We start from the raw sequence: 24,116 nt of genomic DNA, 5'->3' as shown, positions 1-24,116 counted from the left end.
CAGTCACCGCACGACCTACGACGGGTGCTGGTGTTTGATCTGTTCGGCTCTGACGCTCGGCACTTCTGAGAGGCAGTCGCGACACTTCCACGTTGGATACACGTCGCCCTGCTCCTTGACGAGGTCCTGTTTGTACCGCAGCGTCGCCCCGCACTGACAGGTGTAACTGGCGGGAGACATACGCGACGAAACGCGGCGAGCGCGCAAAAAGTATCGGGCGTCGCGGAAGCCGACGTGTGGGAGGTGTCGGGAGCCGTCGGCGGTTCGCGGAGACGATGCAGCGGTCGACGGGTAAGCGTCCGGCGGCCGTCAGGCCGCCGGTTCACCGTCAGAGCTCCGCTCTGACGAGCCTCGCGTCGTTACACTCCGCGAGACACCGGTCGCGACCGCAGGGAGCGACCGGCCTTTTTCACCCATGTTTTTGCCGCGAGCGGTGCCCACAGGCGCGCGAAGCGCGCCGAGGACACCCGAGCGGCAAAAACATGGTCCTACATCATGCCGCCCATACCGCCGCCCATGCCGCCCATGCCGCCCGGGGCGCCGCCGGGGCCGCCCGCGCCTTCTTCCTCGCCGCCCGAGGTCGAGAGGTCGCCGGCAGCGATGATGTCGTCGATCTTCATGACGAGGTTCGCGGCCTCGGAGGCCGAGGAGACGGCCTGTTCCTTGGCGTGGGCCGGCTCGACGACGCCGGCCTCGAAGGTGTCGACGACGTCGCCGGAGTGGACGTTCAGGCCGGCGTGCTCGTCGCCGTCCTCGTGGGCGGCGCGTAGGTCGACGAGGGTGTCGATGGAGTCGAGGCCGGCGTTCTCGGCGAGCACGCGCGGGACGAGCTCCAGGGAGTCGGCGAAGGCCTCGACGGCGAGCTGCTCGCGGCCCTCGACGGAGTCGGCGTAGTCGCGGACGCGGCCGGCGAGTTCGACCTCGGTGGCGCCGCCGCCCGCGAGGACGCGGCCGTCGGCGACGGTCGAGGCGACGACGTCGAGCGCGTCGTTGATGCCGCGCTCGAGCTCGTCGACCACGTGGTCGGTCGAGCCGCGCAGGATGAGGGTCGCGCCGTGGCCGCTGCCCTCGACGTAGAACATGTCGTCGTCCTCGTCGCGGCGGACGGAGCCGCTGGCGACGTCGTCGGACGTGACCGAGTCGATGTCGGAGACGATGTTCGTCTCGAGGACCTCGGAGACGAACTCGATGTCGGACTTCTTGACGCGGCGGACCGCCAGGATGCCCTCCTTGGCGAGGTAGTGCTGGGCCATGTCGTCGATGCCCTTCTGGCAGAAGACGACGTTGGCGCCGGCCTCTTTGATGGTCTGGACCATCTCCTGGAGGCGCTGTTCCTCCTGCTCGATGAAGTCCTGGAGCTGGTCGGGGCTGTCGAGGTTGAGCTGGGCGTCCGTCTCGGTCTCCTCGACCTCGATGGGGGTGTCCAGCAGGAGGACCTCGGCGTCCTCGACGGTCGAGGGCATGTCGCTGTGGACGGCGTCCTTGTCGACGGTGCCGCCGGTCAGCAGCTCGGAGTCGGCGACCGAGCGGCCGGTCTGGGTCTGGATGTTGAGGAACTGCAGGTCCGGGACGTGGCTCCCGTCGTCGGCCTCGACGGTGACCGCCTGGATGGCGTCAACGACGAGGTCGACGAGGACGTCCTTGTTGAGCTCGGCGCCCTTGCCGGTCATGGACGTCTCGGCGACGCTCTCGAGGATCTCCTCGTCGCTGGGGTCGACGGAGGTCGCGATCTCGCCGATCTCCGATTTGGCCTTCTTGCTGGCCATGTTGAAGCCGCGGATGATCGAGGTCGGGTGGATGTCCTGCTCGAGGAGGTCCTCGGCGTTCTTGAGGAGCTCGCCCGCGATGGCGACGGCGGTGGTCGTGCCGTCACCGGCCTCGTCCTCCTGGGCCTCGGCGACCTCGACGATCATCTCGGCCGTCGGGTTGTCGATGTCCATCTCGGTGAGGATGGTCACGCCGTCGTTCGTGACGGTCACGTCGCCGAGGGAGTCGACGAGCATCTTGTCCATCCCCTTCGGTCCGAGTGTGGAGCGGACCGACTCGGCGACCGCTCGGGCCGCCGAGATGTTGTGGCTCTGCGCGTCCTTGTCCTTCATGCGCTGGGAGTCCTCGCCCAGAATGATCATGGGCTGACCCTGCATTCGCTGCTGACTCATATTCGTACGGAAGTATGAATGTGCTTCTATATAAAAGTGGGTGTTCGAGGGCGACGGACGAGCCGGCCGGAGCCGTCGTGTACCTCCCGATAACCGGCATATCGCGTCCGCTGACCGCTTCGAGTGCGTCACCAGCTACCGACGTGTGCGACCGCGTACCACAGGGGTTTATACGTTGTCGAGTGAGAACAAACGCGAGGGCTCGCGGGGCCGCTCAGTCCACGGGTTCTTTCCAGTGGATGGTGACGACGCCGACGACGAACGCGTCGGTTGTCGTGGCGTCGCGTTCGATCTTGATCGTGTTCGTTCCCTCGGTGAGTTCGATCCCGGAGAGTGTGTCCATCCAGTGCTGCCACCCTTCGTTGGGCGGGATGTCGAACCCGGACAGCGCGGCGCCGTTGACCCGGATCTCGTGGCCGTACTCCTCGACGTCGTAGGCCTGCAGTTCGAGGTACGCGTCGGTGGCGTCGTCTGTCGGGACGGTGAACTCCAGTTCGTCGGTCTCGTCGCCGACGAACTCGGCCCACGGGACCGCGAGACTCTCCTCGTTCTGCCCGAGGTGTTGCTGGAACGGGACGAGCGCGTAGTTGGGACGGCGGTCTCCCATACCGATCCGTGGGTTGCAACTGGCTTATATGTCCGGGCGGCTGTCGCGTCGCCCGGTCGCCCGCCAGTCGCTACCGGATCCATCGGCGTCCCGATGCGAACGTGTTCGGCCACAGGCCGAGGAACGCGGGGGGCGTACGGTCGCCCATGAGCGCGATTCCGGGCGAGGTCGACACCGACCGGCAGCCGCCGATGACGGTCCCGCTCCGGCACTTCCTGGTCGGGCTGGCCCTGCTCGTCGCGGGGGGAGCGATGGGCGTGCTCGACGCTGTCGGCGCCCTGCCGGGGCTGTCCGCGCTCGCGCACGTCCACCTCCTGTTGGCGGGCTGGGTCTGCGTGACGATCATGGGCGCGATGACGCAGTTCGTGCCCGTGTGGTCGAACGCCCCGCTGCACTCCCAGCGGCTGGCCACCGCGCAGTTGTGGCTCGTGGCCGCCGGCGTCGGCGGCATGGCCGCGACGTTCGCGACCGGGACGCTCGGGTGGGTCCACGCCTTCGGCGGCCTCGCCCTGCTCGGCTTCTGGACGTTCGTCTACAATCTCGGGCGCACGCTCCTGCCCGCGCGCCCTTGGGACGTGACCGAGCGCCACTTCGCGCTCGCCCTCGGCTTCTTCGCCGTCGTCCCGCCGATGGGATTCGCGCTCGCGATGAACTACGCCGTCCCGTTTCTCGCCGGAACGCCCGTCAGCCCGCCGCGACTGACCGCCGCCCACGCCACGCTCGCCGTGTTCGGCGCCGTCCTCACGACGGTGCTGGGCGCGCTCTACCAGCTCGCTACGATGTTCACCCAGACCGAATTACACGGCGTCGACCGACACCTCCGCCGGTTCGAGGAAGTCGGGTACCCCGTCGGCGTCCTTGTGCTCGCCGGCGGCCGACTCCTCGGGTCCGCCCCCGTCGCTCGCGTCGGCGGGCTCCTCGTCGCCGCCGCGCTCCTGGGATTCGCCGCGGTCCTCGCCCGCCGACTGGTCGAGACGCAGGTCGAGTGGACGCCGATGCTCTCGCGGTACGCCGTCGTTGCCGCCGCGATGGCTGCGTGGGCGCTCCTCGCGGCCCGCGCCTGGTTCGTCGACCCGCTCGCGCCGACCGCGCGATTCGGCGGCGGCCCGCCGCACCTGCTCGTCTTCGGCGTCGTCGGCTTCGTCGTCCTCGGGACGCTGTATCACGTCGTCCCGTTCATCGTCTGGGTCCACCGCTACAGCGACCTGCTGGGGTACGAACAGGTTCCCATGATCGACGACCTCTACGACGACCGCGTCGCCGCCGCCGACTTCGCGTGTATCCTCGCGGGCGCGACCGGCCTCGTCCTCGCCGACGCGCTGGGACTCCCCTCCGCGGTCACCGCCGGCGCGGGCGCCCTCGCGACCGTCGGCTTCGCACTCTTCGCCGGCAACATGCTCCTGGTCGTCCGCGAGCACAGCCCGCACTCGCTCCGCGGCGTGCTCGTGACTCGACTCGCCGGGGACGGAGCGACAGAGGGCCCGACCGACGACGTGCCGGGCGCCGAAGACGCTGTTCGGTGACGAGAAGTCGGAGCATCCCGAGCGGAAGCTCTCTCGGCGAGGCGCCCCAGCGAACGCTTATCCCGCTCTGTCCCCTCCGCTCAGAGAAGATGGGCATCTTCAACCGGCTCGGCCGGGAGGTCGAGCAGTTCAAACAGACGGCCGTGGAGTCGGCCGAGGAGCAGTACGACTACCGGTGCGAGGAGTGCGACGCGCGGTTCACGACGAACCACGACTACTGCCCCGACTGCGGCGCCGAGGCCGTCGTCGAGACGGCGGAGACGTCGGACGACGAATAGCGACTCGGACGACCGCAAAAATCCGACCGGCGCTCACCGCTCGCGCACGACGACGAACTCCGCGAGGTCGCGCAAGTAGTCCATCGCCTTCGAGTCGTCGGCGTCGACGGCCGCGAGCGCGTCGAGCGCGACCTGGGACTGCTCGCGGGCGCGCTCGTTGGCCTCTTCGGGCGTCAGGTCGGCCACCTGGACGAGCGAGGGGCGCTCCATCGCGGCGTCGTGGCCGGTGGGCTTGCCCAGCTCGTCGGCGTCCGCCGTCGCGTCGAGCACGTCGTCGCGCATCTGGAAGGCGACGCCGACGCGCTCGGCGTACTTGCCGAAGTTCTCGACGGTGTAGGCGTCGGCTCCCGCCGCGATGGCGCCGAGTTCCGCCGCCGCGCGGAACAGCGCGCCCGTCTTCCGCCGCGCGAGCTCCATGTAGTCGTCCTCGCTGGCCGGCTGGGCGACCAGTTCCGTGGCCTCGCCCTCGCCGAGTTCGACCATCGACTCCGAGACGGCCTGCATCGCGCGCTCGTTGGCCGAGAAGAGGGCGAACGCCTCGCCGAGCAGCCCGTCGCTGGCGATGATCGCCGGGCCGTGGCCGTACTCGGCCCAGGCACTGGGCGTCCCGCGGCGAAGCTCCGAGCGGTCGATGATGTCGTCGACGACCAGCGACGCGCTGTGGACGAGTTCGATCCCCACCGCGAACTCGACCGCCGTGTCGACGTCGCCGCCCAGCGCCTCGCAGACCAGCACCGTCACCGTCGGTCGCACCCGCTTGCCCCCCGACAGCACGACGTGGCGCACCTCCTCGCCGAGTTCGTCGGGCTCGACCCCGTCGAGAACCTCCTCCAGCCGCTCCTCGACGCGTCCCCGACGACTCTCCAGGTACTCCATCACCGGGGACTCGGGTTCGCTGCGGCTTGTAGCTGACGAAGCCCAGCCACCGGTCCCGAAGCGAGCCTCGACGGCGGAGCGGTCTGCGGGATTTCGCCCGCGCTCAGACGGCGCAGATGTCGTGGAGGTCGTCCAGCGAGTCGAGGTCCCAGGTGGGCCACACGTTGAGGTCCCAGTCGTGGCGGTGCGGCCGGCGGATGAACGCCGAGTCGATGCCGGCGTTCTCCGCGGCCTCGATGTCGGACTCGTTGTCGCCCACGTACAGCGCCGACTCCGCGTCCAGATCTGACAGCGCGCGCTCGATGTAGTGCGGGTGGGGCTTGCGCAGGGTGAGGCTCTCGATGGTCGCCTCGCGGCCGTACGCCGTCTCGAACAGCCCGTCGATCTCGAAGTGCTCCAGCAGGAAGTCGACCGTCTCCTGCTGGTTCGAGCTGACGATCCCCGTCGCCACGTCCAGGTCTTCGAGCGTGTGAACGTCGTCGTAGGGCGTCTTCCGTCCCGCGCGCGCCTCTTCCTGCTGGGCGCCCGAGACGGTGCTGTCGCGAGCCCGCCAGAACTGGTCCGGTTCGAAGCCGTACACGTCGCTGACGGCCTGGACCTGCTCGGGCGTCGCGCCGATGGTCATGTCCTCGACGTGATCGGGGTCGGGGTCGGTCACGCCGAACTGTGTAAACGTCTCTTCGGTAGCCTCGCGGAGAACGTCGAAATGCGTCCGGCCGACGAGGACACCGTCGTTGTCGAACACGACGGTATCGTAAGTCATACGTGCAATTATGAACGCGGGCTGATAAAGATGGCGTGTGCGACCCTCCGGATCCGGTACCGCTCTTTTCGTCCGGGACGCGGCGTGCGTCACCCCGAAAGACGCGCTATCTGCGTCCCCACCCTGTGGTTCTGATCAACTATATCGTTAACGTTGACAATAATTAGTGCAATCGGTACGTAACTCTGGCCAGTTGGCAACCTATTTACGGCCACTCCAGAGAATCAGCCTGATGGTCGACAACGAGTTAGACGGCGAAGACGACGAGTCAGTTAGTCGACGAGCGATTCTACGGAGTAGTGGCATCCTGGCGGCGGCAGTGATCGCCGGGTGTTCTGGTGGCGGTGAGGGCACCGACACGCCGCCGGCCGCGACGGATTCCCCGACACCGACACCGACGGCGACAGCGACCGCCACCCCGTCGCCGACCCCCACGGCCACGCCCACGCCGACGGCCACGCCAACGCCGACCGAGGAACCGCTCCCCACCGTCGAGGAGTTCGAGTACGCAGACGGGGCGACAGCGGACGGCATCTCGGCGTCGGTCCTCTCCGCCCACAGCGGGGCGATCACCGACGCGGGATCGGTCACTATCACGGAGGGCGGACAGCGTGACCGCTCGAACAGTCCTGCCAGCCAGATCGACGTGACCAAGCGAGTCGGCTCGGCCGGCGTCTTTCAGGAGCGGGACACGGGCGACGTGACCGAAACGCTGTGGGCCCCCGCGTCGGAGTCGAACGCCTTCGTCCAGATGGACGCCGGCTTCGAGCAGCGATACCGGATCGACTCCAGCGGCCCGTCACCGGACCAGGCGCTCGGCACCGAGCAGCTCGAACTCCTTCTTCAAGCCGGAGAGTGGGGCGGGGTCGAGGAGGTCGTGGAACAGAACGGTATGCCGGTCGCGAAATACGTGGCGGCGGCGGCTGCCGACGAGCAGTCCGCCCTTCGCCTCGTCGGCGGGGACGCCGTCAAAGAGTTTCAGGCGCGGCTCTTTCTCACGCAGGCTGGCTATCTGAGCCGGTACGAGTACGACATCACGGCCACCGACGGCGACCAGACCGTGCGCATCACACTCACCGTGTCGTTCAGCGGCGTCGGCGAAACCGACGTGTCGGAACCGGAGTGGTACGACACTGCCGTCGAGAACGGATACCGGTTCGAATCGGAGGTCGTCGAGGACGGCCAGGTCCTCCGACTCGACGTGACGAACGGCGCAGCCGTCGAGCAGCTGGACGTGCTCCTCGACAGCCGAACCGGCTTCGGTCGCGGCTCTGTCTCGGAGTCCGTGGGCGAAGGGGACACGCTCTATCTCTCCTACGTCGGCGACCGGACGCTCACGTACGGTGTCAACGAGTTACCCGAGCAGACGTCCACCTTCGAGGAGTTCGTCTTCGTTCAGATCAGAGACGGGATGTTCCCGCTACTCCGCGAACACAGCCGACTCTGAGACGATTTCGGGCGCGGCGAACCACTCTGGATCCCCGACTTCACTCGTCGGACGTTACTCGCTGAACTGCTCGGTCAACGCGGGCACCACTTCGAACAGGTCGTCGGCGATGCCAGTACCATCTTTTTCCACTCGGGGTCGCTCCCTGCGTTCGCGACCCGCTCGTGCAAAAACATGGGTGAAAAATCCCGCCCCTCGCTTCGCTCGGCGCGGCGAACCGGCTCGACGCGTCGCGCCTCGCCGGACGCTACCCGCCGAACTGCTCGGTCAACGCGGGCACCACTTCGAACAGGTCGTCGGCGATGCCGTAGTCGGCGATGTCGAAGATCGGCGCGTTGGGGTCCTTGTTGATCGCGATGATCGTGTCGGCGCCTTTCATCCCGGCGACGTGCTGGACCGCGCCGGAGATGCCGATAGCGAGGTACACGTCGGGGGTCACGACCTTCCCGCTCTGTCCGACCTGCCGGTTCTTCGGGAGCCAGCCGTTGTCGACGACGGGACGCGACGCCGAGACCGTGGCGTCCATCGCCTCCGCGAGGTCGTAGATGATGTCGAGGTTGTCCTCCTCTTCGATGCCGCGACCGACGGAGACGAGCACGTCTGCCTCCGAGATGTCCACGTCGCCGCCGGCCGCTTCCTCGAACCCGGTCACGGTGGAGCGGACGGCGCTCTCGTCGATGCTCACGTCGAACGGCTCGACGACGGCGTCGCCACCGCCCGGCGCGGCGGGCCACTCGGCCGGGCGGACCGTCACCGCTGCGGGCTGGCTCTCGATATCGATGGTCGTCTCGACCTTCGAGCCGTACATCTCGCGGGTGACCTCCAGGGCCCCGTCGACGGCCAGATCGACGGCGTCGGTGACCAGCGGGTAGCCTAGACGCTCGGCGACCGCCGGCGCGTAGTCGAGCCCGTTGACCGTGTGCGGGAGGAGCAGGTACGCCGGGTCGAGGTCGGTCGCCAGCGCCTCGACGGCCTGGACGTACACGTCGTGGTTGAACTCCTCGCCGTAGTCGACGGTGTGGACGGCGTCGACGCCCTCGCGGGTCAGCGCCTCGCCGAAGGTCTCGACGTCGCCGCTGACGACGGCGACGTGCAGTTCCGACCCGACCGCGTCCGCGAGTTCGCGACCGGCCGTGACCAACTGGTGACTGACGTCTCGCAGTTCGCCGCGGCGGTGCTCCGCGACGGCGAGGACCGTCATTGACCCACCCCCTGGTCGCGGAGTACGCCGGCGAGTTCACCGGCCGTCTCGTCGGGGCCGCCCTCGAAGACGGTGGCGTCGCCTTCGCTCTCGGGCTCGTAGGTCGCCGTCCACCGCAGCGGCGTCTCCAGCGCGCCCTCGTCGAGACCGAGGTCGCCCAGCGACTTCACGTCGAGCGGCTTGTTCTGGGCCTGGCGGATCCCCCGGAGGCTGGCGTAGCGGGGCTCGTTGATCCCCGTCTGGATGGTCAGCACGGCCGGCAGCTCGACGTCGGTCAACTCGTCGACGCCGCCCTCCAGCTCGCGGTGGACGGAAGCGACGCCCCCGCCCGTGTCCAGGTCGAGCTGGTTGACGACCGCGGCCCATTCCATATCGAGCTTCTCCGCGAGCGCGACGCCCGTGGCCGCGAAGCTGTCGTCACCGCTCTGGACCCCCGAGAGGACCAGATCGGGATCTTCCTCGCGGGCGACGCCCGCGAGGAGGTCGGCCTTGGTCTCGGCGTCGAGCAGGTCCCGTTCGGCGATGGCGTCGTCCCAGACGCGGACCGCGCGGTCGGCGCCCTTCGCCAGCGCCTTCCTGATAGCCTCCTCGGAGCGTTCGGGACCGACGGTGACGGTCACGACCTCCACGTCGTCCCCGGCCTCGGCGATCTGGACGGCCTCCTCGACGGCGTAGTCGTCCCACTCGTTGAGCTCGTAAGTGAGGTAGCGCTCGTCGACGTCGAGCCCGTCGATCTCGAACTCGTCGTCGACGACTGCCACGTCCGTGACTGTGACGAGGACTTTCATGCAGGAACCCTTGGCCCGGTCGCGGGTTAAACGTTTCCGAGGATCAGCCCGTTGTTCGCCGTTTTCGCCGTCGTGAATCCCGCTCCGGCCGGTCCGCCGCTCACTCGGAGTCGAGGTCGGCGACGTCCTCGTCGGGGAACGAGATGAGGTTCTCCCGACCGATCCGGAGCTTGTCGATCCGGCCGTCGTCGTCCATCGCGGAGAGCAACTGCGACACCTTGGCGTTCGACCAGCCCGTCTCCTGCACGATGGCGGCCTGTTTCATCCGCCCGCCGTTGTGCTCGATCAACCGCTCGACGCGCTCCTCGTCGCTGAGCAACTCCTCGTCGATCTCCTCGTCCGCCGAGTCGTCGGCGCCGTCTGCGGCTTCGCTCGTACTGGTCGCGCTCGCGCCCGCCGCGCTCCCGCCGGCGGACGCGGCGTTCCCGGCCCCGCTCCCGTTCTCAGCCGCGGCGGTGCTCCCGCTGGACGCGTCCACCTCGACGCCGGTATCGGGATCGGGCGCGCCGTCGGAGTCGGCTGTCGCGCTCGACCCGCCGTCCTCCCCGCCGGATCCGACGATCGCGCCGAGTCCATCGAATCCGTCGTCGTCGCCGCGCATGTAGGCCGCGAGTACCGCGGCACTCGCCGCCGCCAGCACGATCAGCACGACCATCGGGAGCGCGCCCTGGAGCAGGCCGTCGCCTCCCGGGCCTCCGGGCGACGTGCCCGGGCCGTCGCCGGTCGGTGTCACCGTACCGTTCCGCGGTGCGGTCGTGGGAGTCAGCGTCGCCGTCGGCGCGTCGCCGGAGTAGACGATCCACGGCCCGCGGTCGACGAAGTCCTGCGGTCCGCTCCAGCGCGCGACCCCGTTCGAGAGGCTCGATGGGGCGGAGCTGCCTCCCGTCGGCGCACTAGTGACGCCGTACCCATCGGGCGGGACGATGACGAGCGTCTCTCCCACCTTGAGTTCGGGGAGCGGATTGCTCGAACTCGCGTTGAAGACGTCGCCGACAGCGAGGCGGTCGCCGCTCGTGCGGCCGAAGTTCGTCCACGTGAACGTGATCCACAGCGCACCGGTCTCGTTGTGTCGCGCGTGGTGGCGCTGGACGTTTCTGATCTCCATCGATCGGCCGGTCGCCTCGCTCGCGTTCGTGGCGGCCATCCTGAAGGTGTCGAGGCCCAGGGGGTCCTCGCTCTCGTTGAACCGCTCGACCAGATCCGCGAAGGCCTGCCGGTCGCCGTCCTCGACGGGGACGACGGTCTTCACCCGCCACTGCGCGTCGCCGTTCGCCGCCATGTCGATCCGCATCTCCCAGTCGCCCGGGTCGAGCGAACTGTTGTGCGGGAGCGCGGCCGCGTCGGCGACCGCGCCACCGCCGCTCGGATTCGTCGGCGCCCCGACGAGCGCAGCCGCTGGTGCGACCCCCGCCAGAAGGAGGAGGGCTGTGACGACTGCGACGAACGACCGCGGGGACATATTCGACTCATCCCTGGCCTCGGGGAAAACGCTTTCCATTAAAACGTCTCCGGTGCTTTTGAAACGTCTGCGCCCTTCTCGACCCCTCGCACGCTCGTTGAGAGTAGATGGGTTTTTGTAATCGGGGATGAAAGTGTCCGTGACGATGTCACGGAACCGCCCTGTCCTCCTCGCGCTCCTCGCCGCAGCCCTCGTTCTGGCACCGGTGACCCACGTCGCCGCTGTCTCGACGACGCCGGCCCCGGCGGCGAGCCCGGCCGCGCCCTCCGCCGGATCGGCCGCCGGCCCGACGGCAGATGGAATGACGGCCCTCGTGTCCCCTGTCGAGGGGCCATCCGCGACGACTGACGGCGTGCTCGCGAGCGCGCGCTTGCAGGCGAACACGTCGAACTACCTCGGGATCCGCGAGGAGGCGGTCGAACGGAGCGACCACGAGCGCGCCTCGCTGAACATCGGCGGCGCGGTTCAACAGGACGTTACTGAACTTAGAGGCGAGTACGCGTCGCTTACGTTCGAACAGCGGCTCGGGAACACCACCGGTCGCGACGCGCGGATGGACGTGCTCCGCTCGGAGGTCGACCGGCTCGAACGCCGCGTCCAGCAACTCGAACTGCGCCGGAACCGCGTCATCGACGACTACAACAGCGGCGACCTGGACACCGAAGCGTTCTACCGGGAACTGGCGGAGATAGACGCGTCTGCGCGTGCCATTGAATCACAATTCAACAGGATCAATCAAGCCACTGGGCTGGCGCTTCCCTCTGACCTGAAGACGAAGATGAACAACCTCGAAGGCGACCTGCTCTCGCTGCACGGGCCGATTCGCCAGCAGATCGCGCAGGCGATGACGGGCGAAAGCGACGCGGTGTCGGTCTACTCGGTCACCTCGCCAACCGGTATCGTGCTCTCGTCGATAGAAGACTCGCTTTATCACCGCGAGGCGTACATCGGTGACAACCGCGACAAGGTCGGTCCCGACCGCTTCGTCACGGACAGCACTCCTCTCGGTGTCAGAGCCGCCGTCAGTCGGATGGCCGAACTCTATCCATGGGCCAGTAGTAACGCCCGCCAGGGGCCTAACGTCGAGACGATCGGAAACACATCCATCTACTACGTCCGAACTAGCCACCCCCACGGCTCGCTCGACACGTACCTCGACGGCCGCACGGAGTCCGTTTTCCGCGAGTTCCAGACCAAACCACTCGCTATGCTACCGGTGCAGACGACGACCAACTCCAGTGACGGTCTCGATCTGCGGGTTAACCGTACCCACGCCACCGGACCCATGCATCTCACCGTCACCGACAACGAGACCGACGAGCCGATCGACGCGACCGTCACGGTCAACGGCGACGACGTCGGCTCGACCGGGGACGACGGGCGCCTCTGGACGCTGACGCCCCACCAGGCCGTTCGCATCACGGTCACGACCGACGACGGCCGGACCGTCACCGAGCGCTTTTTCGCCAACTGAGCGAGTCGTACTGCGTCCACCGTTTCCGCTCGGCTACTCTCGTTCGCAGCGAGTCGCTCACTCCGTTCGAGCCTCGGCCTCGCTGCGAGTGTCGCTCGCGCACCAAACTGCAGCAAAACGGCTCGCTCATCTGCGTCCGCACGCGGGGATCGATCCGGACCGCCTACTCGGGCACCTGGGCGAGTCGTGATCGCGACTTCCGGGCTGTAGGACGGCCCTGCATCCACCTTTTTCTCCTCGGGTGTCCTCGCTCGCTTCGCTCCCCGTTCGCATCGAGGCCTCGCTCCGCTCGGCATCGCTCGCTGCGGGCACCGCTCGTCGAAAAACGTGGGCGAAAAACCGCTCGCTCCGCTCGCGGTCCACTCACTCAGGGACGTCCGCAACCGTCGTGATCGCGACTTCCGGGCTGTAGGACGGCCCCATCGTCACGTGGTAGAACTCCTCGAAGCCGGCCTCGCGGAACATGCGGTCGGCCTCCTCGGCGTCGTAGAAGAGCATGAACGCGTCGGCGAGCTTCTGGAAGACGGTGTTAGAGGGGTAGTTCGGGCCGACGATGAGCACCTGTCCGCCGGGTTTCGCGATGCGGCGACACTCGGCGAGGGCCGCCACGGGGTCGGGCCAGTATTCGATCGATCCCGAGGACCACACCACGTCGAAGGTGTCGTCTCTGAACGGGAGCCGCTCGGCGTCGCCGCGGTAGAACGGGACGGCGCCGCGCTTGCCGAACTTCGCCCACGCCTGCTCTAGCTGGTGGACGCTCTGGTCGAGGCCGTGGACGTTCTCGGTGCGTTCGAGCAGGCCCTCGGTGGCGAACCCGGTGCCGCAGCCGACGTCGAGGACGCGGTCGCCCTCCTCGATGTCCAAGAGGTCGAGCGCCTCCGTCCGCATCTCCTCGTTCCAGATGAACGGGTTGATCTGGTCGTACACCTTCGAGAGATACTTGTAGAACAGGCGAGCCCGCGTCTTGTCTTGGACGGCCATTGCCGATCGTTCGTCCCAGTCGGGCATAATTCCCCTGTTTTCCGACGCTTCGCCGGCGAGCGAACGGCTGGCGAGGGACGGCAGACAGTCGGTGGCAACGCCGCTGTCCGCCGCGGTCGACGAGCCGAATCGCCGCGGCGCGCCGACGAGCGGGTTCGCGGCGCGTTCGGCCGGCCCCACTTCGCAACTACCAAATAGGCCCTGAACGGATCTCTCCACGATTAGCAAATGCCAAGGCCAGAGGTTCTCGACCGAGTCAAAGACGCCGAACAGGAGGCGGACGAGATCGTCGCCGAGGCCGAGGAGGAGGCCGAGGAGACGATCGCGGCGGCTCGCGACGAGGCCGACGAGATCCGCGAGCAGGCCCGCGAAGACGCCGACGCCGAGGCCGAGGAGCGCCTCGAGGCGGCGCGCGAAGAGATCGAGGCCGAGCGCGAACGCATCCTCGAAGGGGGAGCCGAGGAGCGTGAGGACCTCGAAGCGCGCGCACAGGAACGAACCGAGGAGGTCGTCGACTACGTGGTGACACAGTTCGAGGAGGCGGTGCATGCTCAGACCTAAGCGAATGAGCAAGGTGTCCGTGACGGGCGCGAAGTCCGTCATGGACGACGTCATCGAGGCCGCCTACGAGCTGCGCGTGTTGCACCTCAACGAGTACGACGGCCGCTGGGACGGCTTCGCCAACGGCGACCCCATCGAGGGGGCCGACGACGCCTCCGAGAAGCTCGTCACCATTCGCTCGCTCAAGAGCGTCCTCGGCGTCGAGGAGGAAGACGCCGGCCCGAACCGCATCCTCGACGACGAGGAACTGGAGACCGAACTCGAGGAGATCCGGACCGAGGTCAACGAGCTCGACGACCGCCGGACGGAGATCGGGGACGAGCTCCGTGGGATCGAGGAGCGCATCGACGCGTTGGAGCCGTTCGGGAGGCTCGGTATCGACCTCGATCTCCTCTACGGTTACGACTCGCTGGCCGTTCAGGTCGGCGAAGGCGACCCCGAGACCGTCGAGCGAGCGCTCGCGGACGTCGACGCCGCGACGCAGGTGTTCGCCGAGGACGGCGTCGTCGCCGCGTTCGCGCACACCGACGAGGACACGCTCCAGAGTGCGCTCGTCGAGGCGGACTTCTCCGTCCTCGAAGTCCCGGACGGCGAGGGCGACCCCGCCGAGTACCTCGAGGAACTGCGCCACGAGCGCCAGTCCCTGGAGTCGAACCGCTCGACCGTCGAGGGACAGCTCGAGGACCTGCGCTACGACGTCGCTGGCTTCCTGCTGGCGGCCGAGGAGAAACTCGCCATCCGCGCCCAGAAGGCCGAGGCGCCGCTCTCCTTCGCGACGACCGACAACGCGTTCGTCGCCGAGGGCTGGCTCCCGAGCGAGGAAGTCGAGACGTTCGAGCGCGCGGTCGACGAGTCCGTCGACGGGCACGTCCACGTCGAGGTGCTCGAGACGGCCGCGTACGACCGCCACGGTCACGGCCACACCGACGCGAAGGCTCCCGAGACCGAGACGGCCGGCGGTATCGACCCCGAGCCCGCGGCCGACGGCGAGGTCGACGACGACGCGGCGGCCGAGGAAGAGCCGCCGACGCAGGAGGTCCGCTCCGACGGCGGAACCGTGGCGATGAACGAGCACGACGACCCGCCGGTCGTCCAGGACAACCCTTCGACCATCCGTCCGTTCGAACTGCTGACGCGGGCCGTCGGGCGCCCGAACTACTCTGAGTTCGACCCGACCATCATCCTCTTCCTGACGTTCCCGCTGATGTTCGGGTTCATCATCGGGGACACCGGGTACGGGCTGATCTACACGGCCATCGGCTACTACATCTACAAGAACTTCGACTCCGACGCCTTCGAGAACCTCGGCGTCATCACCATCGCCGCCGGTATCTCGACGACGGTGTTCGGCATCCTCTACGGCGAGATATTCGGGCTGCACCAGATCACGTCGCAGTTCTGGGTCGGCGTCGTCGGCCTCGAACACGCGCCCATCGAGAAGGGGCTCTCGCCCGCGACGAGCTACTGGGCTCGCGCCTGGTTCGTCGTGAGCGTGCTGTTCGGCATCCTGCACCTCAACACGGCGTACGTTCTCAACTTCATCGAGAACTACTCGCTGCACGGGGTCAAGGAGGCGATATTCGAGAGCGGCTCGTGGATCCTGGCGCTGAACGGCCTCTGGCTGTTCATCTTCAGTCGCTGGTTCGCGGACCCCAAGCCGGACTTCATCTATCAGGTGTTCAACGAGGGCGAGGGCGCCGCCTTCGAACTCGGCTTCGCCGGGTTCCCGACGGAGGTCGGGATGCTCGGCGCCGGGCTGGTGCTGGCCGGGATGGCGCTGCTGGCGCTCGGCCCCGCCGCCCACGAACTCATCGAGATCCACGTCGTGCTGGCCCACGCGCTGTCGTACCTGCGGATCGCCGCGGTCCTGCTCGCCAAGGCGGGGATGGCCTTCGCGGTCAATCTCCTGTTCTTCGGCGCCTACGAGACCCACGGCGAGTACCACTACATGCTCGCTCACGGGCCGGAGTACGTCCTCGAACACCACGAGGGGGCGTCGATCATCTTCGGCGGGATGTACCACGGCAGTCCGGCGATGCTGGTGTTCGGCATCCTCGTGCTGATCGTCGGGCACATCGTCGTGCTCATCCTCGGGGTGACGTCGTCGGGTATTCAGTCCATCCGCCTGGAGTTCTTCGAGTTCTTCGAGAAGTTCTACGACGGCGACGGCAAGGACTACTCGCCGTTCGGTCGCGAGCGCGTGTTCACCCGCGACCGGTAACGCGCGCCGACTCTTTCGTTTCGTCGCGGCTTCTTCCACGTTCGTTGGCCCCGCGCCCGGACTCGCCAGCGCTGAGAATTGTCTGGATTCGGAATGTCTATCGACGTATTTGAGAACCTTTATGAACTGGATAGAGTATACAACACCTGTACGGAAACCAACCGCGAGTTCGATTACAACTATGCTCGAAACCACCTCACAGCTGGCGGAAGTTGCACTGCAGCAGGGCGGTCCGGCTCTCAACAACCAGGGCGCAGCGGCCATCGCAGTCGGGCTCGGCGCCCTCGCGACGGGCTACGCGCAGCGCGGCATCGGGTCCGCCGCCGTCGGCGCGGTCGCGGAGGACGATGACATGTTCGTTCCGGCGCTGATCTTCACAGCGCTGCCGGAGACGCTGATCATCATCGCCTTCGTGACGATCTTCATCGCGAACTAACACTCCTCCCCCTTTCACTACACATGAGCCTCGATACTGTCGTAGAGGACATTCGAGACGAGGCCCGCGCGCGTGCGGACGAGATTCGGGCCGACGCCGAGGCACAGGCGGCGGAGATCACCGAGGAGGCCGAGGCCGACGCCGAAGCGATCCGCGAGGAGCGCGAGCGGGAGGTCGAGGCCACCATCGAGCAGGAGCGCGAACAGAAACTGTCGAGCGCCAAACTCGAGGCCAAGCAGGCGCGACTAGAAGCGCGTCGCGACGTCCTCCAGGACGTCCGCGACGCCGTCGAGGACGAGCTGGCCTCGCTCGAGGGCGACCGCCGCGAGGAGCTCACCCGCACGCTGCTCGAGGCCGCGAGCACCGAGTTCGACGATGACGACGACGTGAACGTCTACGGCCGCGCGGACGACGCGGAACTGCTCGAGGAGCTCGCCGCGGACTTCGGCTACGAACACGCCGGCGAGCGCGACTGTCTCGGCGGCGTCGTCGTCGAGAGCGACACCTCGCGCGTCCGGATCAACAACACGTTCGATTCGCTCCTCGAAGACGTCTGGGAGGACAACCTCCGGGAGATCAGCGACCGGCTGTTCGAAGCACAATGAGTGCCCCCGACTACGAAACCAGCAACTACGAGTACGTCAACGCCAGGGTCCGGTCCCGGCGGGCGTCGCTGTTCGACGACGACGACTACCGGAAGCTGGTCCGGATGGGGCCCGGCGAGATCGCCCGCTTCATGGAGGAGTCGGAGTACGAGGAGGAAATGAACCGCCTCGGGTCCCGACACTCCGGGGTCGACCTCGTCGAGTACGCCTTGAACCAGAACCTGGCGAACCACTTCGAGGACCTGCTCCGCTGGTGCGAGGGGCGACTGTACGACTACGTCGCCCGCTACCTGCGGAAGTTCGACGCCTGGAACGTCAAGACGGTCCTCCGTGGCATCTACTCCGAGGCCGGCGCCGGCGACATCGAGGACGACCTCATCCGGGCCGGCGAGTTCTCCGAGGAGCTGCTCGAGGCGCTCGTCGCGGCGGAGTCGATCGACGACGTCGTCGCCGAACTCGACGGGACGATGTTCGGCGACCCGCTCGCGGCGGCGCTCGATGACTACGAGGAGACCGGGCTGCTCGTCCCGCTGGAGAACGCGGTCGACCGGACGTTCTACGAGACGCTCATCGAGGGGCTCCCGGCGAACCCCAACCGGCCGACCGAGCTGTACATCGAGTTCCTGCGGGCGGAGATCGACTTCCGGAACCTCCGGAACGCGCTCCGGCTGGCTCGGACGGACACGGACATGGACCCGGCGGAGTACTTCATCGACGGCGGGCGGCTGTTCGACCCCGTCGAGATCCGCCAGCTGGTTGACGACGAGGCGCTGCTCGTCGAGCGGATCCGGGAGAGCACCTACGGCGACGACCTCTCGGAGGCGCTTCGCGTCCTCGACGACGCCGAGAGCCTCATCGAGTTCGAACACGCGCTCGACTCGGCGCTGCTCGAGTACGCCGACACCCTTTCCAACCGCTATCCCCTATCCGTGTGTCCGGTGCTCTCGTTCGTCCTCGCCAAGGAGCGCGAGGTCGACAACGTCAGGGCGATCGCCCGCGGCCGCGAAGCGGGCCTGAGCCCGGACCAGATCGAAGAGGAGCTGGTGACAATATGAGCCAGGAGATCGGCGTCGTCGGGAGCCCCGACTTCACGACGGGCTTCCGGCTCGCGGGCGTCCGGCGGTTCGCCGACGTCCGCGACGACGACCCAGACGAACAGTTCGACGAGGCGGTCCGGGAGATGCTGGACGACGACGACGTGGGCATCCTCGTGATGCACGACGACGACCTGGAGCGACTCTCCCGCGGCGTTCGGTCCGACGTCGAGACGAGCGTGGAGCCGGTGCTGGTCACCCTTGGTGGCCCCGCCGGTTCCAGCGGACTCCGCGAGCAGATCAAACGCGCCATCGGCATCGACCTGATGGAGGAAGACTAACATGAGCCAAGCAACAGACACGACCGTTCGCGAGGACGGCGTCATCGAGAGCGTGTCGGGGCCGGTCGTCACGGCCAAGAACCTCGACGCGAAGATGAACGACGTCGTCTACGTCGGCGAAGAGGGACTGATGGGCGAGGTCATCGAGATCGAGGGCAAGATTACGACCATCCAGGTCTACGAGGAGACCTCGGCGGTCTCGCCCGGCGAACCCGTCGAAGGGACGGGCTCGCCGCTGTCGGTCGACCTCGGTCCGGGGATGCTCGACTCCATCTACGACGGCGTCCAGCGCCCGCTGGACGTCCTCGAGGAGAAGATGGGGTCGGCGTTCCTCGACCGCGGCGTCGACGCCCCCGGTATCGACCTGGAGAAGACCTGGGAGTTCACCCCCGAGGTCGAGGAAGGCGACGAGGTTGAGGCCGGCGACATCGTCGGCTCCGTGCCGGAGACGCCCAGCATCGACCACAAGGTGATGGTGCCGCCCGGCTACGAGGGCGGCGAAGTCGTCTCCATCGAGTCCGGCAACTTCAACGTCGAGGAGACGGTCGCCGAACTCGACAACGGCGAGGAAGTGCAGATGCGCCAGGAGTGGCCGGTCCGCGAGGCCCGACCCACGCTCGACAAGCAGACCCCGACGGAACCGCTAACCTCCGGCCAGCGCATCCTCGACGGCCTGTTCCCGCTCGCGAAGGGCGGGACGGCCGCGATCCCGGGTCCGTTCGGCTCCGGGAAGACCGTCACCCAGCAGAGCCTCGCCAAGTTCGCAGACGCGGACATCGTCGTCTACATCGGCTGCGGCGAGCGCGGCAACGAGATGACGGAAGTCATCGACGACTTCCCGGAGCTGCCCGACCCGCAGACCGGGAACGCGCTGATGGCCCGGACGTGCCTCATCGCGAACACGTCGAACATGCCCGTCGCCGCCCGTGAGTCCTGCGTGTACACGGGGATCACCATCGCGGAGCACTACCGCGACATGGGCTACGACGTCGCGCTGATGGCCGACTCCACCTCGCGGTGGGCCGAGGCCATGCGCGAAATCTCCTCGCGTCTGGAGGAGATGCCCGGCGAGGAGGGCTACCCGGCGTACCTCGCCGCGCGCCTCTCGCAGTTCTACGAGCGGGCCGGCTACTTCGACAACATCAACGGCACCGAGGGCTCGATTTCGGCCATCGGCGCGGTCTCGCCGCCCGGCGGCGACTTCTCCGAGCCGGTCACCCAGAACACGCTGCGCATCGTCAAGACGTTCTGGGCGCTCGACTCCGACCTCGCCGAGAAGCGCCACTTCCCGGCGATCGACTGGAACGACTCCTACTCGCTGTACCGGGATCAGCTGGACCCGTGGTTCGAGGACAACGTCGCCGACGACTGGCCGGAGCAGCGCCAGTGGGCGATCGACGTCCTCGACGAGGACGGCGAACTGCAGGAAGTCGTCCAGCTCGTCGGCAAGGACGCGCTGCCGGAGGACCAGCAGCTGACGCTGGAGGTCGCCCGGTTCATCAAGGAGGCGTGGCTGCAGCAGAACGCGCTGCACGACGTCGACCGCTACTGCCCGCCGGAGAAGACCTACCGCATCCTCGGCGCGATCCGGACGTTCAACGACGAGGCGGAGGACGCGCTCGAAGCGGGCGTCCCGATCGACGATATCACGGCTATCGACGCCGCGCCGCGGCTCAACCGTATCGGCACGACGCCCGACGACGAGGTCGACGACTTCGTCGACGACCTCGAAGCGGACATCGCCGAGCAACTGCGCTCCCTGTACTAACAATGAAAGAATACCAGACAATCACGGAAATCAGCGGTCCGCTGGTTCACGTCGAGACGGACGAGCCCATCGGCTACGACGAGATCGTCGAGATCGAGACCGGCGACGGCCAGACGCGTCGCGGCCAGGTGCTGGACACCTCCAGCGACCACGTCGCGATCCAGGTCTTCGAGGGCACCGAGGGGATCGACATGAACTCCTCGGTCCGCTTCCTCGGCGAGACCATGAAGATGCCCGTCACCGAGGACCTCCTCGGGCGGGTCCTGGACGGGTCCGGCAACCCGATCGACGGGGGCCCGGACATCGTTCCCGACGAACGCCGCGACATCGTCGGCGCAGCGATCAACCCCTACTCCCGCGAGTACCCGGAGGACTTCATCCAGACGGGCGTCTCGGCCATCGACGGCATGAACACGCTGGTCCGCGGACAGAAGCTCCCGATCTTCTCGGGCTCGGGGCTGCCCCACAACGATCTGGCACTCCAGATCGCACGGCAGGCCTCCGTCCCGGAGGAAGAGGGCGACGGCGGCGACGACGAGGATACCGAGTTCGCGGTGATCTTCGGCGCGATGGGTATCACCGCGGAAGAGGCCAACGAGTTCATGGACGACTTCGAGCGCACCGGTGCGCTGGAGCGCTCGGTCGTCTTCATGAACCTCGCGGACGACCCCGCCGTCGAGCGGACGGTCACGCCGCGACTGGCCCTGACCACCGCCGAGTACCTCGCCTTCGACAAGGGGTACCACGTGCTGGTCATCCTCACGGACATGACCAACTACTGTGAGGCGCTGCGCGAGATCGGTGCGGCGCGCGAAGAGGTCCCGGGCCGCCGTGGCTACCCGGGGTACATGTACACCGACCTCGCCCAGCTCTACGAGCGGGCCGGCCGCATCAAGGGTGAGGAGGGGTCGATCACGCAGATCCCCATCCTCACGATGCCGTCCGACGACATCACCCACCCGATCCCGGACCTGACCGGGTACATCACGGAGGGGCAGATCCTCGTCGACCGCGACCTGAACAGTCAGGGCATCCAGCCGCCGATCGACCCGCTGCCGTCCCTGTCGCGCCTGATGGACGACGGTATCGGCGAGGGGCTGACCCGCGGCGACCACGGCGGCGTCTCCGACCAGCTCTACGCCGCGTACGCGGAAGGTGAAGACCTGCGCGACCTCGTGAACATCGTCGGTCGCGAGGCCCTCTCCGAGCGTGACAACAAGTACCTCGACTTCGCCGAGGAGTTCGAAGAGGAGTTCGTCGAGCAGGGCTACGACACCGACCGCGACATCGACGAGACGCTGGACATCGGCTGGGACCTGCTCTCGATGCTCCCGAAGGAGGAGCTCAACCGCATCGACGAGGAGAACATCGAGGAGTACTACCGCGAGGACGTCGAAGCCGAAGTCGCTGCCGACTGACGCCGCGGTCTCTCTTTCCGTTTCGTCACCCGGATAGCGCTCGCTCTCGCGGCGGCGCCGGTCAGTCGTCCTCCGAACCGGCGACTCGCCGCCCCGACACCGCTCCGGAGTAACGCTCTTTTGGGGGGCTCGGGTACATGGTCGCATGACGACCGAGAGCGGGGACCGGTCCGGTGCCCGCGTCCTCTACGTCGATGGCGCCGCGGAGCGAGCGATGCCGGTCCTCGACGCCCTCCGCGAGGCCGGATTCACCGCCGAGCGCGCCTCCACCGCGGAGGCGGCGCGTGACGCGATCGTGACGGATCCGCCCGCCTGCGTAGTCAGCGAGCAGGATCTGCCGGACGGAACGGGACTGCAACTCCTCGGCGAGGTCCGCGAGCGGTGGGAGTCCTTGCCGTTCCTCCTCTTCACCGAGGCCGGCGACGAACAACTGGCGAGCGCGGCTATCTCGGCCGGCGTGACCGACTACGTGCCACGGGACCCGCCCGAGAAGCAGCGGGGCGTGCTGGTCGACGCCGTCGAAGCCGCGCTCGCGGACGCGGATCGGCGCTTCGCCGACGTGACCGAGACCCTCAAAGACCGGGCGATGGACGAAGCGCCGGTGGGGATCACCATCGCCGACGGGAAGCGCCGGGACACGCCGCTCATCTACGTCAACGAGGCCTTCGAGGAGCTCACCGGCTACGACGAGGCCGAGGTACTCGGCCGCAACTGCAACCTCCTGCAGGGGCCCGACTCCGCCGCGGAACCGGTCGCCGAGATGGCGAGAGCGATCGACGAGGGCGAACCCGTCTCCGTCGAACTCCGCAACTACACGCGCGACGGGGAGGAGTTCTGGAACCGGGTGGACATCGCGCCGGTCGGCGACGACGACGGCGACCCGGCTCACTACGTCGGCTTCCAGATGGACGTGACCGACCGCGTCGAGGCCGAGCGCGAGGCCAGGCGCCAGGCCGAGACGGCCAGGGCCGAGCGCGAGACGGTCGAGGCGCTGCTCGACAGGCTCGACGGGCTGGTGACCGACGTGACGAGCGCGCTGCTCGGCGCGGAGACCCGCGCGGCCGCGGAGACGGCGGTGACCGAGCGACTGGTCGAGACCGACGAGTACGCCGTGGCGTGGATCGGCGACGAGGACCCCGCGACGGATACCATCGCGCCGGGCACGTGGGCCGGCCTCGCGGACCCGCCGGCGCTCGAACTGGCGGCCGACGCCGACGACCCCGTCGCACGCGCCGTCCGGACGGGGGAGGTGCAGGTGGTCGGCGCCGGCGCGGTGCCGCAGGTCTACGCCGACGCGCTCGCCGACGGCGCGGGCGGGCTGGCCGCGCTCCCGCTCCGGTACGGCGACGTGAGCTACGGCGTCCTCGTGGTCGTCCTGCGGGCCGACGCGTCGCTCTCGGAACCCGAGGAGCGGGTCCTCTCCGCGGTCGCGCAGTCGACCGCCATGGCGCTGCACGTCCTGACCTCCCGGCGGCTGCTCGGGTCCGACGACGTGAGCGAACTGACGTTCTCGCTGTCGGGCGACGAGCCGTTCTTCGTCGGGCTCTCGGCGGCACTCGACGCCGAGTTCGTCCACTCGGGGACCATCACGCGCGAAGCGGGGCCGACGACGTTCTTCTTCGAGACCGACGCCGATCCCGAGGCCGTGGTCGAGGCGGCCGCGGCACGCGCGGACGTCCGCGGGTGCACGCCGGTGACGAGCGGCGACGGCCGCGCTATCGTCGAGTTCACCGTCACCGAGGCGCCGCTCGTCCGGGTGCTGCTCGACCGCGGCGGCCGCCTCACGGCGGCGTCGGCGTCGAGCGGAACGGGCGAACTGACCGCCGAGATCCCGCCCGATGCCCGGCCGCGGACCGTCGTCGACGCCGTCGAGGCCGGGGTGCCCGGCGCCGACCTGACGGCCTACCGCGAACACGAGCGGCCGGCCGGCACCCGGACGGACGTCCGCGCGCGCATCGACGACCGACTCACCGACCGCCAGTCCACGGCGCTCCGGACGGCCATCGTCGGCGGGTTCTTCGAGTGGCCGCGCGACACCAACGGCGAAGACCTGGCAGACGCCATGGACATCGGCCGCTCGACCTTCCACCAGCACCTCCGCGCCGCCCAGCGGAAGGTCTTCGAGGAACTGTACGGCTGAGGCTGTCCCCGTCGCGCGTTTTTGTATCCGACTCCG

The 24,116-nt window shown here is 68.0% G+C and carries 22 protein-coding genes; 13 read left to right on the top strand and 9 right to left on the bottom strand.

Features of this window, described 5'->3' with window-relative positions; translation table 11 throughout:
- Positions 1 to 15: 15 nt before the first annotated feature.
- The 3 genes from ACMGFH_RS15185 to ACMGFH_RS15175 all read right to left on the bottom strand — a co-directional run bounded on the left by ACMGFH_RS15185 (position 16) and on the right by ACMGFH_RS15175 (position 2,766).
- Positions 16 to 180: a hypothetical protein gene (locus tag ACMGFH_RS15185; protein ID WP_415379290.1), complete on the bottom strand. Its 165-nt coding sequence runs from the start codon at positions 178 to 180 to the stop codon at positions 16 to 18.
- A 308-nt stretch (positions 181 to 488) separates the two neighbouring features.
- Positions 489 to 2,159 carry a thermosome subunit beta gene (gene thsB, locus ACMGFH_RS15180; RefSeq protein WP_415379289.1) on the bottom strand — a complete coding sequence of 557 codons (1,671 nt, stop codon included), beginning with the start codon at positions 2,157 to 2,159 and terminating at the stop codon, positions 489 to 491.
- Positions 2,160 to 2,373: 214 nt separating this feature from the next.
- Positions 2,374 to 2,766: a hypothetical protein gene (locus tag ACMGFH_RS15175; RefSeq protein ID WP_415379288.1), complete on the bottom strand. Its 393-nt coding sequence runs from the start codon at positions 2,764 to 2,766 to the stop codon at positions 2,374 to 2,376.
- A 146-nt stretch (positions 2,767 to 2,912) separates the two neighbouring features.
- On the opposite strand from ACMGFH_RS15175, the gene ACMGFH_RS15170 reads away from it, so the two are divergent.
- Together ACMGFH_RS15170 and ACMGFH_RS15165 are read left to right on the top strand one after the other, a co-directional pair.
- Positions 2,913 to 4,289 (top strand): hypothetical protein, encoded by a 1,377-nt coding sequence (locus ACMGFH_RS15170; protein WP_415379287.1) that lies wholly within the window; start codon positions 2,913 to 2,915, stop codon positions 4,287 to 4,289.
- 89 nt (positions 4,290 to 4,378) lie between these two features.
- Positions 4,379 to 4,567 carry a hypothetical protein gene (locus tag ACMGFH_RS15165; RefSeq protein WP_415379286.1) on the top strand — a complete coding sequence of 63 codons (189 nt, stop codon included), beginning with the start codon at positions 4,379 to 4,381 and terminating at the stop codon, positions 4,565 to 4,567.
- 33 nt (positions 4,568 to 4,600) lie between these two features.
- Here ACMGFH_RS15165 and ACMGFH_RS15160 read toward each other — a convergent pair whose 3' ends face one another.
- Both ACMGFH_RS15160 and ACMGFH_RS15155 read right to left on the bottom strand, forming a co-directional pair.
- On the bottom strand, positions 4,601 to 5,443 hold the full coding sequence (locus ACMGFH_RS15160) for a polyprenyl synthetase family protein (RefSeq protein ID WP_415379285.1): 843 nt from the start codon (positions 5,441 to 5,443) through the stop codon (positions 4,601 to 4,603).
- Positions 5,444 to 5,546: 103 nt separating this feature from the next.
- The gene (locus tag ACMGFH_RS15155; RefSeq protein WP_415379284.1) at positions 5,547 to 6,206 is read right to left on the bottom strand and encodes an HAD family hydrolase; all 660 of its coding nucleotides are present in this window, start codon (positions 6,204 to 6,206) and stop codon (positions 5,547 to 5,549) included.
- 232 nt (positions 6,207 to 6,438) lie between these two features.
- Here ACMGFH_RS15155 and ACMGFH_RS15150 point away from each other — a divergent pair, with 232 nt between their 5' ends.
- Entirely contained in the window at positions 6,439 to 7,653 is a 1,215-nt protein-coding gene (locus ACMGFH_RS15150; RefSeq protein WP_415379283.1) for a hypothetical protein, read from the top strand.
- A 247-nt stretch (positions 7,654 to 7,900) separates the two neighbouring features.
- Here the strand turns inward: ACMGFH_RS15150 and ACMGFH_RS15145 are convergent, their stop codons facing one another.
- From ACMGFH_RS15145 to ACMGFH_RS15135, 3 genes are all read right to left on the bottom strand, one after another.
- The gene (locus ACMGFH_RS15145; RefSeq protein WP_415379282.1) at positions 7,901 to 8,854 is read right to left on the bottom strand and encodes an electron transfer flavoprotein subunit alpha/FixB family protein; all 954 of its coding nucleotides are present in this window, start codon (positions 8,852 to 8,854) and stop codon (positions 7,901 to 7,903) included.
- The gene (locus ACMGFH_RS15140) at positions 8,851 to 9,642 is read right to left on the bottom strand and encodes an electron transfer flavoprotein subunit beta/FixA family protein (RefSeq protein ID WP_415379281.1); all 792 of its coding nucleotides are present in this window, start codon (positions 9,640 to 9,642) and stop codon (positions 8,851 to 8,853) included. Before ACMGFH_RS15140 ends, ACMGFH_RS15145 begins: the two co-directional genes overlap by 4 nt.
- A gap of 100 nt (positions 9,643 to 9,742) precedes the next feature.
- The gene (locus tag ACMGFH_RS15135; RefSeq protein WP_415379280.1) at positions 9,743 to 11,101 is read right to left on the bottom strand and encodes a helix-turn-helix transcriptional regulator; all 1,359 of its coding nucleotides are present in this window, start codon (positions 11,099 to 11,101) and stop codon (positions 9,743 to 9,745) included.
- A 145-nt stretch (positions 11,102 to 11,246) separates the two neighbouring features.
- Here ACMGFH_RS15135 and ACMGFH_RS15130 point away from each other — a divergent pair, with 145 nt between their 5' ends.
- Entirely contained in the window at positions 11,247 to 12,575 is a 1,329-nt protein-coding gene (locus ACMGFH_RS15130; RefSeq protein ID WP_415379279.1) for a hypothetical protein, read from the top strand.
- Positions 12,576 to 12,938: 363 nt separating this feature from the next.
- Here the strand turns inward: ACMGFH_RS15130 and ACMGFH_RS15125 are convergent, their stop codons facing one another.
- The gene (locus tag ACMGFH_RS15125; RefSeq protein ID WP_415379278.1) at positions 12,939 to 13,556 is read right to left on the bottom strand and encodes a methyltransferase domain-containing protein; all 618 of its coding nucleotides are present in this window, start codon (positions 13,554 to 13,556) and stop codon (positions 12,939 to 12,941) included.
- 228 nt (positions 13,557 to 13,784) lie between these two features.
- Between ACMGFH_RS15125 and ahaH the strand changes: the two genes are divergently transcribed.
- The 9 genes from ahaH (at position 13,785) to ACMGFH_RS15080 (ending at position 24,080) form a co-directional block, all read left to right on the top strand.
- On the top strand, positions 13,785 to 14,117 hold the full coding sequence (gene ahaH / locus ACMGFH_RS15120) for an ATP synthase archaeal subunit H (protein WP_415379277.1): 333 nt from the start codon (positions 13,785 to 13,787) through the stop codon (positions 14,115 to 14,117).
- Positions 14,104 to 16,338, top strand: a complete 2,235-nt coding sequence (locus tag ACMGFH_RS15115) for a V-type ATP synthase subunit I (protein WP_415379276.1) — start codon at positions 14,104 to 14,106, stop codon at positions 16,336 to 16,338. The genes ahaH and ACMGFH_RS15115 overlap by 14 nt, the downstream gene beginning before the upstream one ends.
- Before the next feature lie 181 nt (positions 16,339 to 16,519).
- Positions 16,520 to 16,774 carry a hypothetical protein gene (locus tag ACMGFH_RS15110; protein WP_415379275.1) on the top strand — a complete coding sequence of 85 codons (255 nt, stop codon included), beginning with the start codon at positions 16,520 to 16,522 and terminating at the stop codon, positions 16,772 to 16,774.
- Positions 16,775 to 16,797: 23 nt separating this feature from the next.
- Positions 16,798 to 17,379 carry a V-type ATP synthase subunit E gene (locus ACMGFH_RS15105; RefSeq protein ID WP_415379274.1) on the top strand — a complete coding sequence of 194 codons (582 nt, stop codon included), beginning with the start codon at positions 16,798 to 16,800 and terminating at the stop codon, positions 17,377 to 17,379.
- Complete coding sequence (locus ACMGFH_RS15100; RefSeq protein ID WP_415379273.1) at positions 17,376 to 18,434, top strand: V-type ATP synthase subunit C; 1,059 nt, start codon at positions 17,376 to 17,378, stop codon at positions 18,432 to 18,434. Before ACMGFH_RS15105 ends, ACMGFH_RS15100 begins: the two co-directional genes overlap by 4 nt.
- Complete coding sequence (locus ACMGFH_RS15095) at positions 18,431 to 18,754, top strand: V-type ATP synthase subunit F (RefSeq protein ID WP_415379272.1); 324 nt, start codon at positions 18,431 to 18,433, stop codon at positions 18,752 to 18,754. The genes ACMGFH_RS15100 and ACMGFH_RS15095 overlap by 4 nt, the downstream gene beginning before the upstream one ends.
- 1 nt (position 18,755) lies before the next feature.
- Positions 18,756 to 20,522, top strand: coding sequence for a V-type ATP synthase subunit A (locus ACMGFH_RS15090; protein ID WP_415379271.1), 1,767 nt, complete (start codon positions 18,756 to 18,758; stop codon positions 20,520 to 20,522).
- 2 nt (positions 20,523 to 20,524) lie between these two features.
- Complete coding sequence (locus ACMGFH_RS15085) at positions 20,525 to 21,940, top strand: ATP synthase subunit B (protein ID WP_415379270.1); 1,416 nt, start codon at positions 20,525 to 20,527, stop codon at positions 21,938 to 21,940.
- A gap of 145 nt (positions 21,941 to 22,085) precedes the next feature.
- On the top strand, positions 22,086 to 24,080 hold the full coding sequence (locus ACMGFH_RS15080; protein ID WP_415379269.1) for a bacterio-opsin activator domain-containing protein: 1,995 nt from the start codon (positions 22,086 to 22,088) through the stop codon (positions 24,078 to 24,080).
- The last annotated feature ends 36 nt before the right edge of the window (positions 24,081 to 24,116 follow it).

Origin of the sequence: Halosimplex rarum (assembly GCF_047715405.1) — an archaeon.
GTDB lineage: Archaea > Halobacteriota > Halobacteria > Halobacteriales > Haloarculaceae > Halosimplex > Halosimplex rarum.
This window is presented reverse-complemented; position numbering and strand designations above follow the sequence as displayed.

Excerpts from the sequence above, each read along its gene's own strand:
- ACMGFH_RS15105 (WP_415379274.1), top strand. The coding sequence starts at position 16,798 with ATGAGCCTCGATACTGTCGTAGAGGACATTCGAGACGAGGCCCGCGCG.
- thsB (WP_415379289.1), bottom strand. The coding sequence starts at position 2,159 with ATGAGTCAGCAGCGAATGCAGGGTCAGCCCATGATCATTCTGGGCGAG.
- ACMGFH_RS15115 (WP_415379276.1), top strand. The coding sequence starts at position 14,104 with ATGCTCAGACCTAAGCGAATGAGCAAGGTGTCCGTGACGGGCGCGAAG.
- ACMGFH_RS15090 (WP_415379271.1), top strand. The coding sequence starts at position 18,756 with ATGAGCCAAGCAACAGACACGACCGTTCGCGAGGACGGCGTCATCGAG.
- ACMGFH_RS15145 (WP_415379282.1), bottom strand. The coding sequence starts at position 8,854 with ATGACGGTCCTCGCCGTCGCGGAGCACCGCCGCGGCGAACTGCGAGAC.
- ACMGFH_RS15165 (WP_415379286.1), top strand. The coding sequence starts at position 4,379 with ATGGGCATCTTCAACCGGCTCGGCCGGGAGGTCGAGCAGTTCAAACAG.
- ACMGFH_RS15175 (WP_415379288.1), bottom strand. The coding sequence starts at position 2,766 with ATGGGAGACCGCCGTCCCAACTACGCGCTCGTCCCGTTCCAGCAACAC.
- ACMGFH_RS15150 (WP_415379283.1), top strand. The coding sequence starts at position 6,439 with ATGGTCGACAACGAGTTAGACGGCGAAGACGACGAGTCAGTTAGTCGA.
- ACMGFH_RS15125 (WP_415379278.1), bottom strand. The coding sequence starts at position 13,556 with ATGGCCGTCCAAGACAAGACGCGGGCTCGCCTGTTCTACAAGTATCTC.
- ACMGFH_RS15110 (WP_415379275.1), top strand. The coding sequence starts at position 16,520 with ATGCTCGAAACCACCTCACAGCTGGCGGAAGTTGCACTGCAGCAGGGC.
- ACMGFH_RS15160 (WP_415379285.1), bottom strand. The coding sequence starts at position 5,443 with ATGGAGTACCTGGAGAGTCGTCGGGGACGCGTCGAGGAGCGGCTGGAG.
- ACMGFH_RS15130 (WP_415379279.1), top strand. The coding sequence starts at position 11,247 with ATGTCACGGAACCGCCCTGTCCTCCTCGCGCTCCTCGCCGCAGCCCTC.
- ACMGFH_RS15140 (WP_415379281.1), bottom strand. The coding sequence starts at position 9,642 with ATGAAAGTCCTCGTCACAGTCACGGACGTGGCAGTCGTCGACGACGAG.
- ACMGFH_RS15185 (WP_415379290.1), bottom strand. The coding sequence starts at position 180 with ATGTCTCCCGCCAGTTACACCTGTCAGTGCGGGGCGACGCTGCGGTAC.
- ACMGFH_RS15155 (WP_415379284.1), bottom strand. The coding sequence starts at position 6,206 with ATGACTTACGATACCGTCGTGTTCGACAACGACGGTGTCCTCGTCGGC.
- ahaH (WP_415379277.1), top strand. The coding sequence starts at position 13,785 with ATGCCAAGGCCAGAGGTTCTCGACCGAGTCAAAGACGCCGAACAGGAG.
- ACMGFH_RS15170 (WP_415379287.1), top strand. The coding sequence starts at position 2,913 with ATGAGCGCGATTCCGGGCGAGGTCGACACCGACCGGCAGCCGCCGATG.
- ACMGFH_RS15095 (WP_415379272.1), top strand. The coding sequence starts at position 18,431 with ATGAGCCAGGAGATCGGCGTCGTCGGGAGCCCCGACTTCACGACGGGC.
- ACMGFH_RS15080 (WP_415379269.1), top strand. The coding sequence starts at position 22,086 with ATGACGACCGAGAGCGGGGACCGGTCCGGTGCCCGCGTCCTCTACGTC.
- ACMGFH_RS15085 (WP_415379270.1), top strand. The coding sequence starts at position 20,525 with ATGAAAGAATACCAGACAATCACGGAAATCAGCGGTCCGCTGGTTCAC.
- ACMGFH_RS15100 (WP_415379273.1), top strand. The coding sequence starts at position 17,376 with ATGAGTGCCCCCGACTACGAAACCAGCAACTACGAGTACGTCAACGCC.
- ACMGFH_RS15135 (WP_415379280.1), bottom strand. The coding sequence starts at position 11,101 with ATGTCCCCGCGGTCGTTCGTCGCAGTCGTCACAGCCCTCCTCCTTCTG.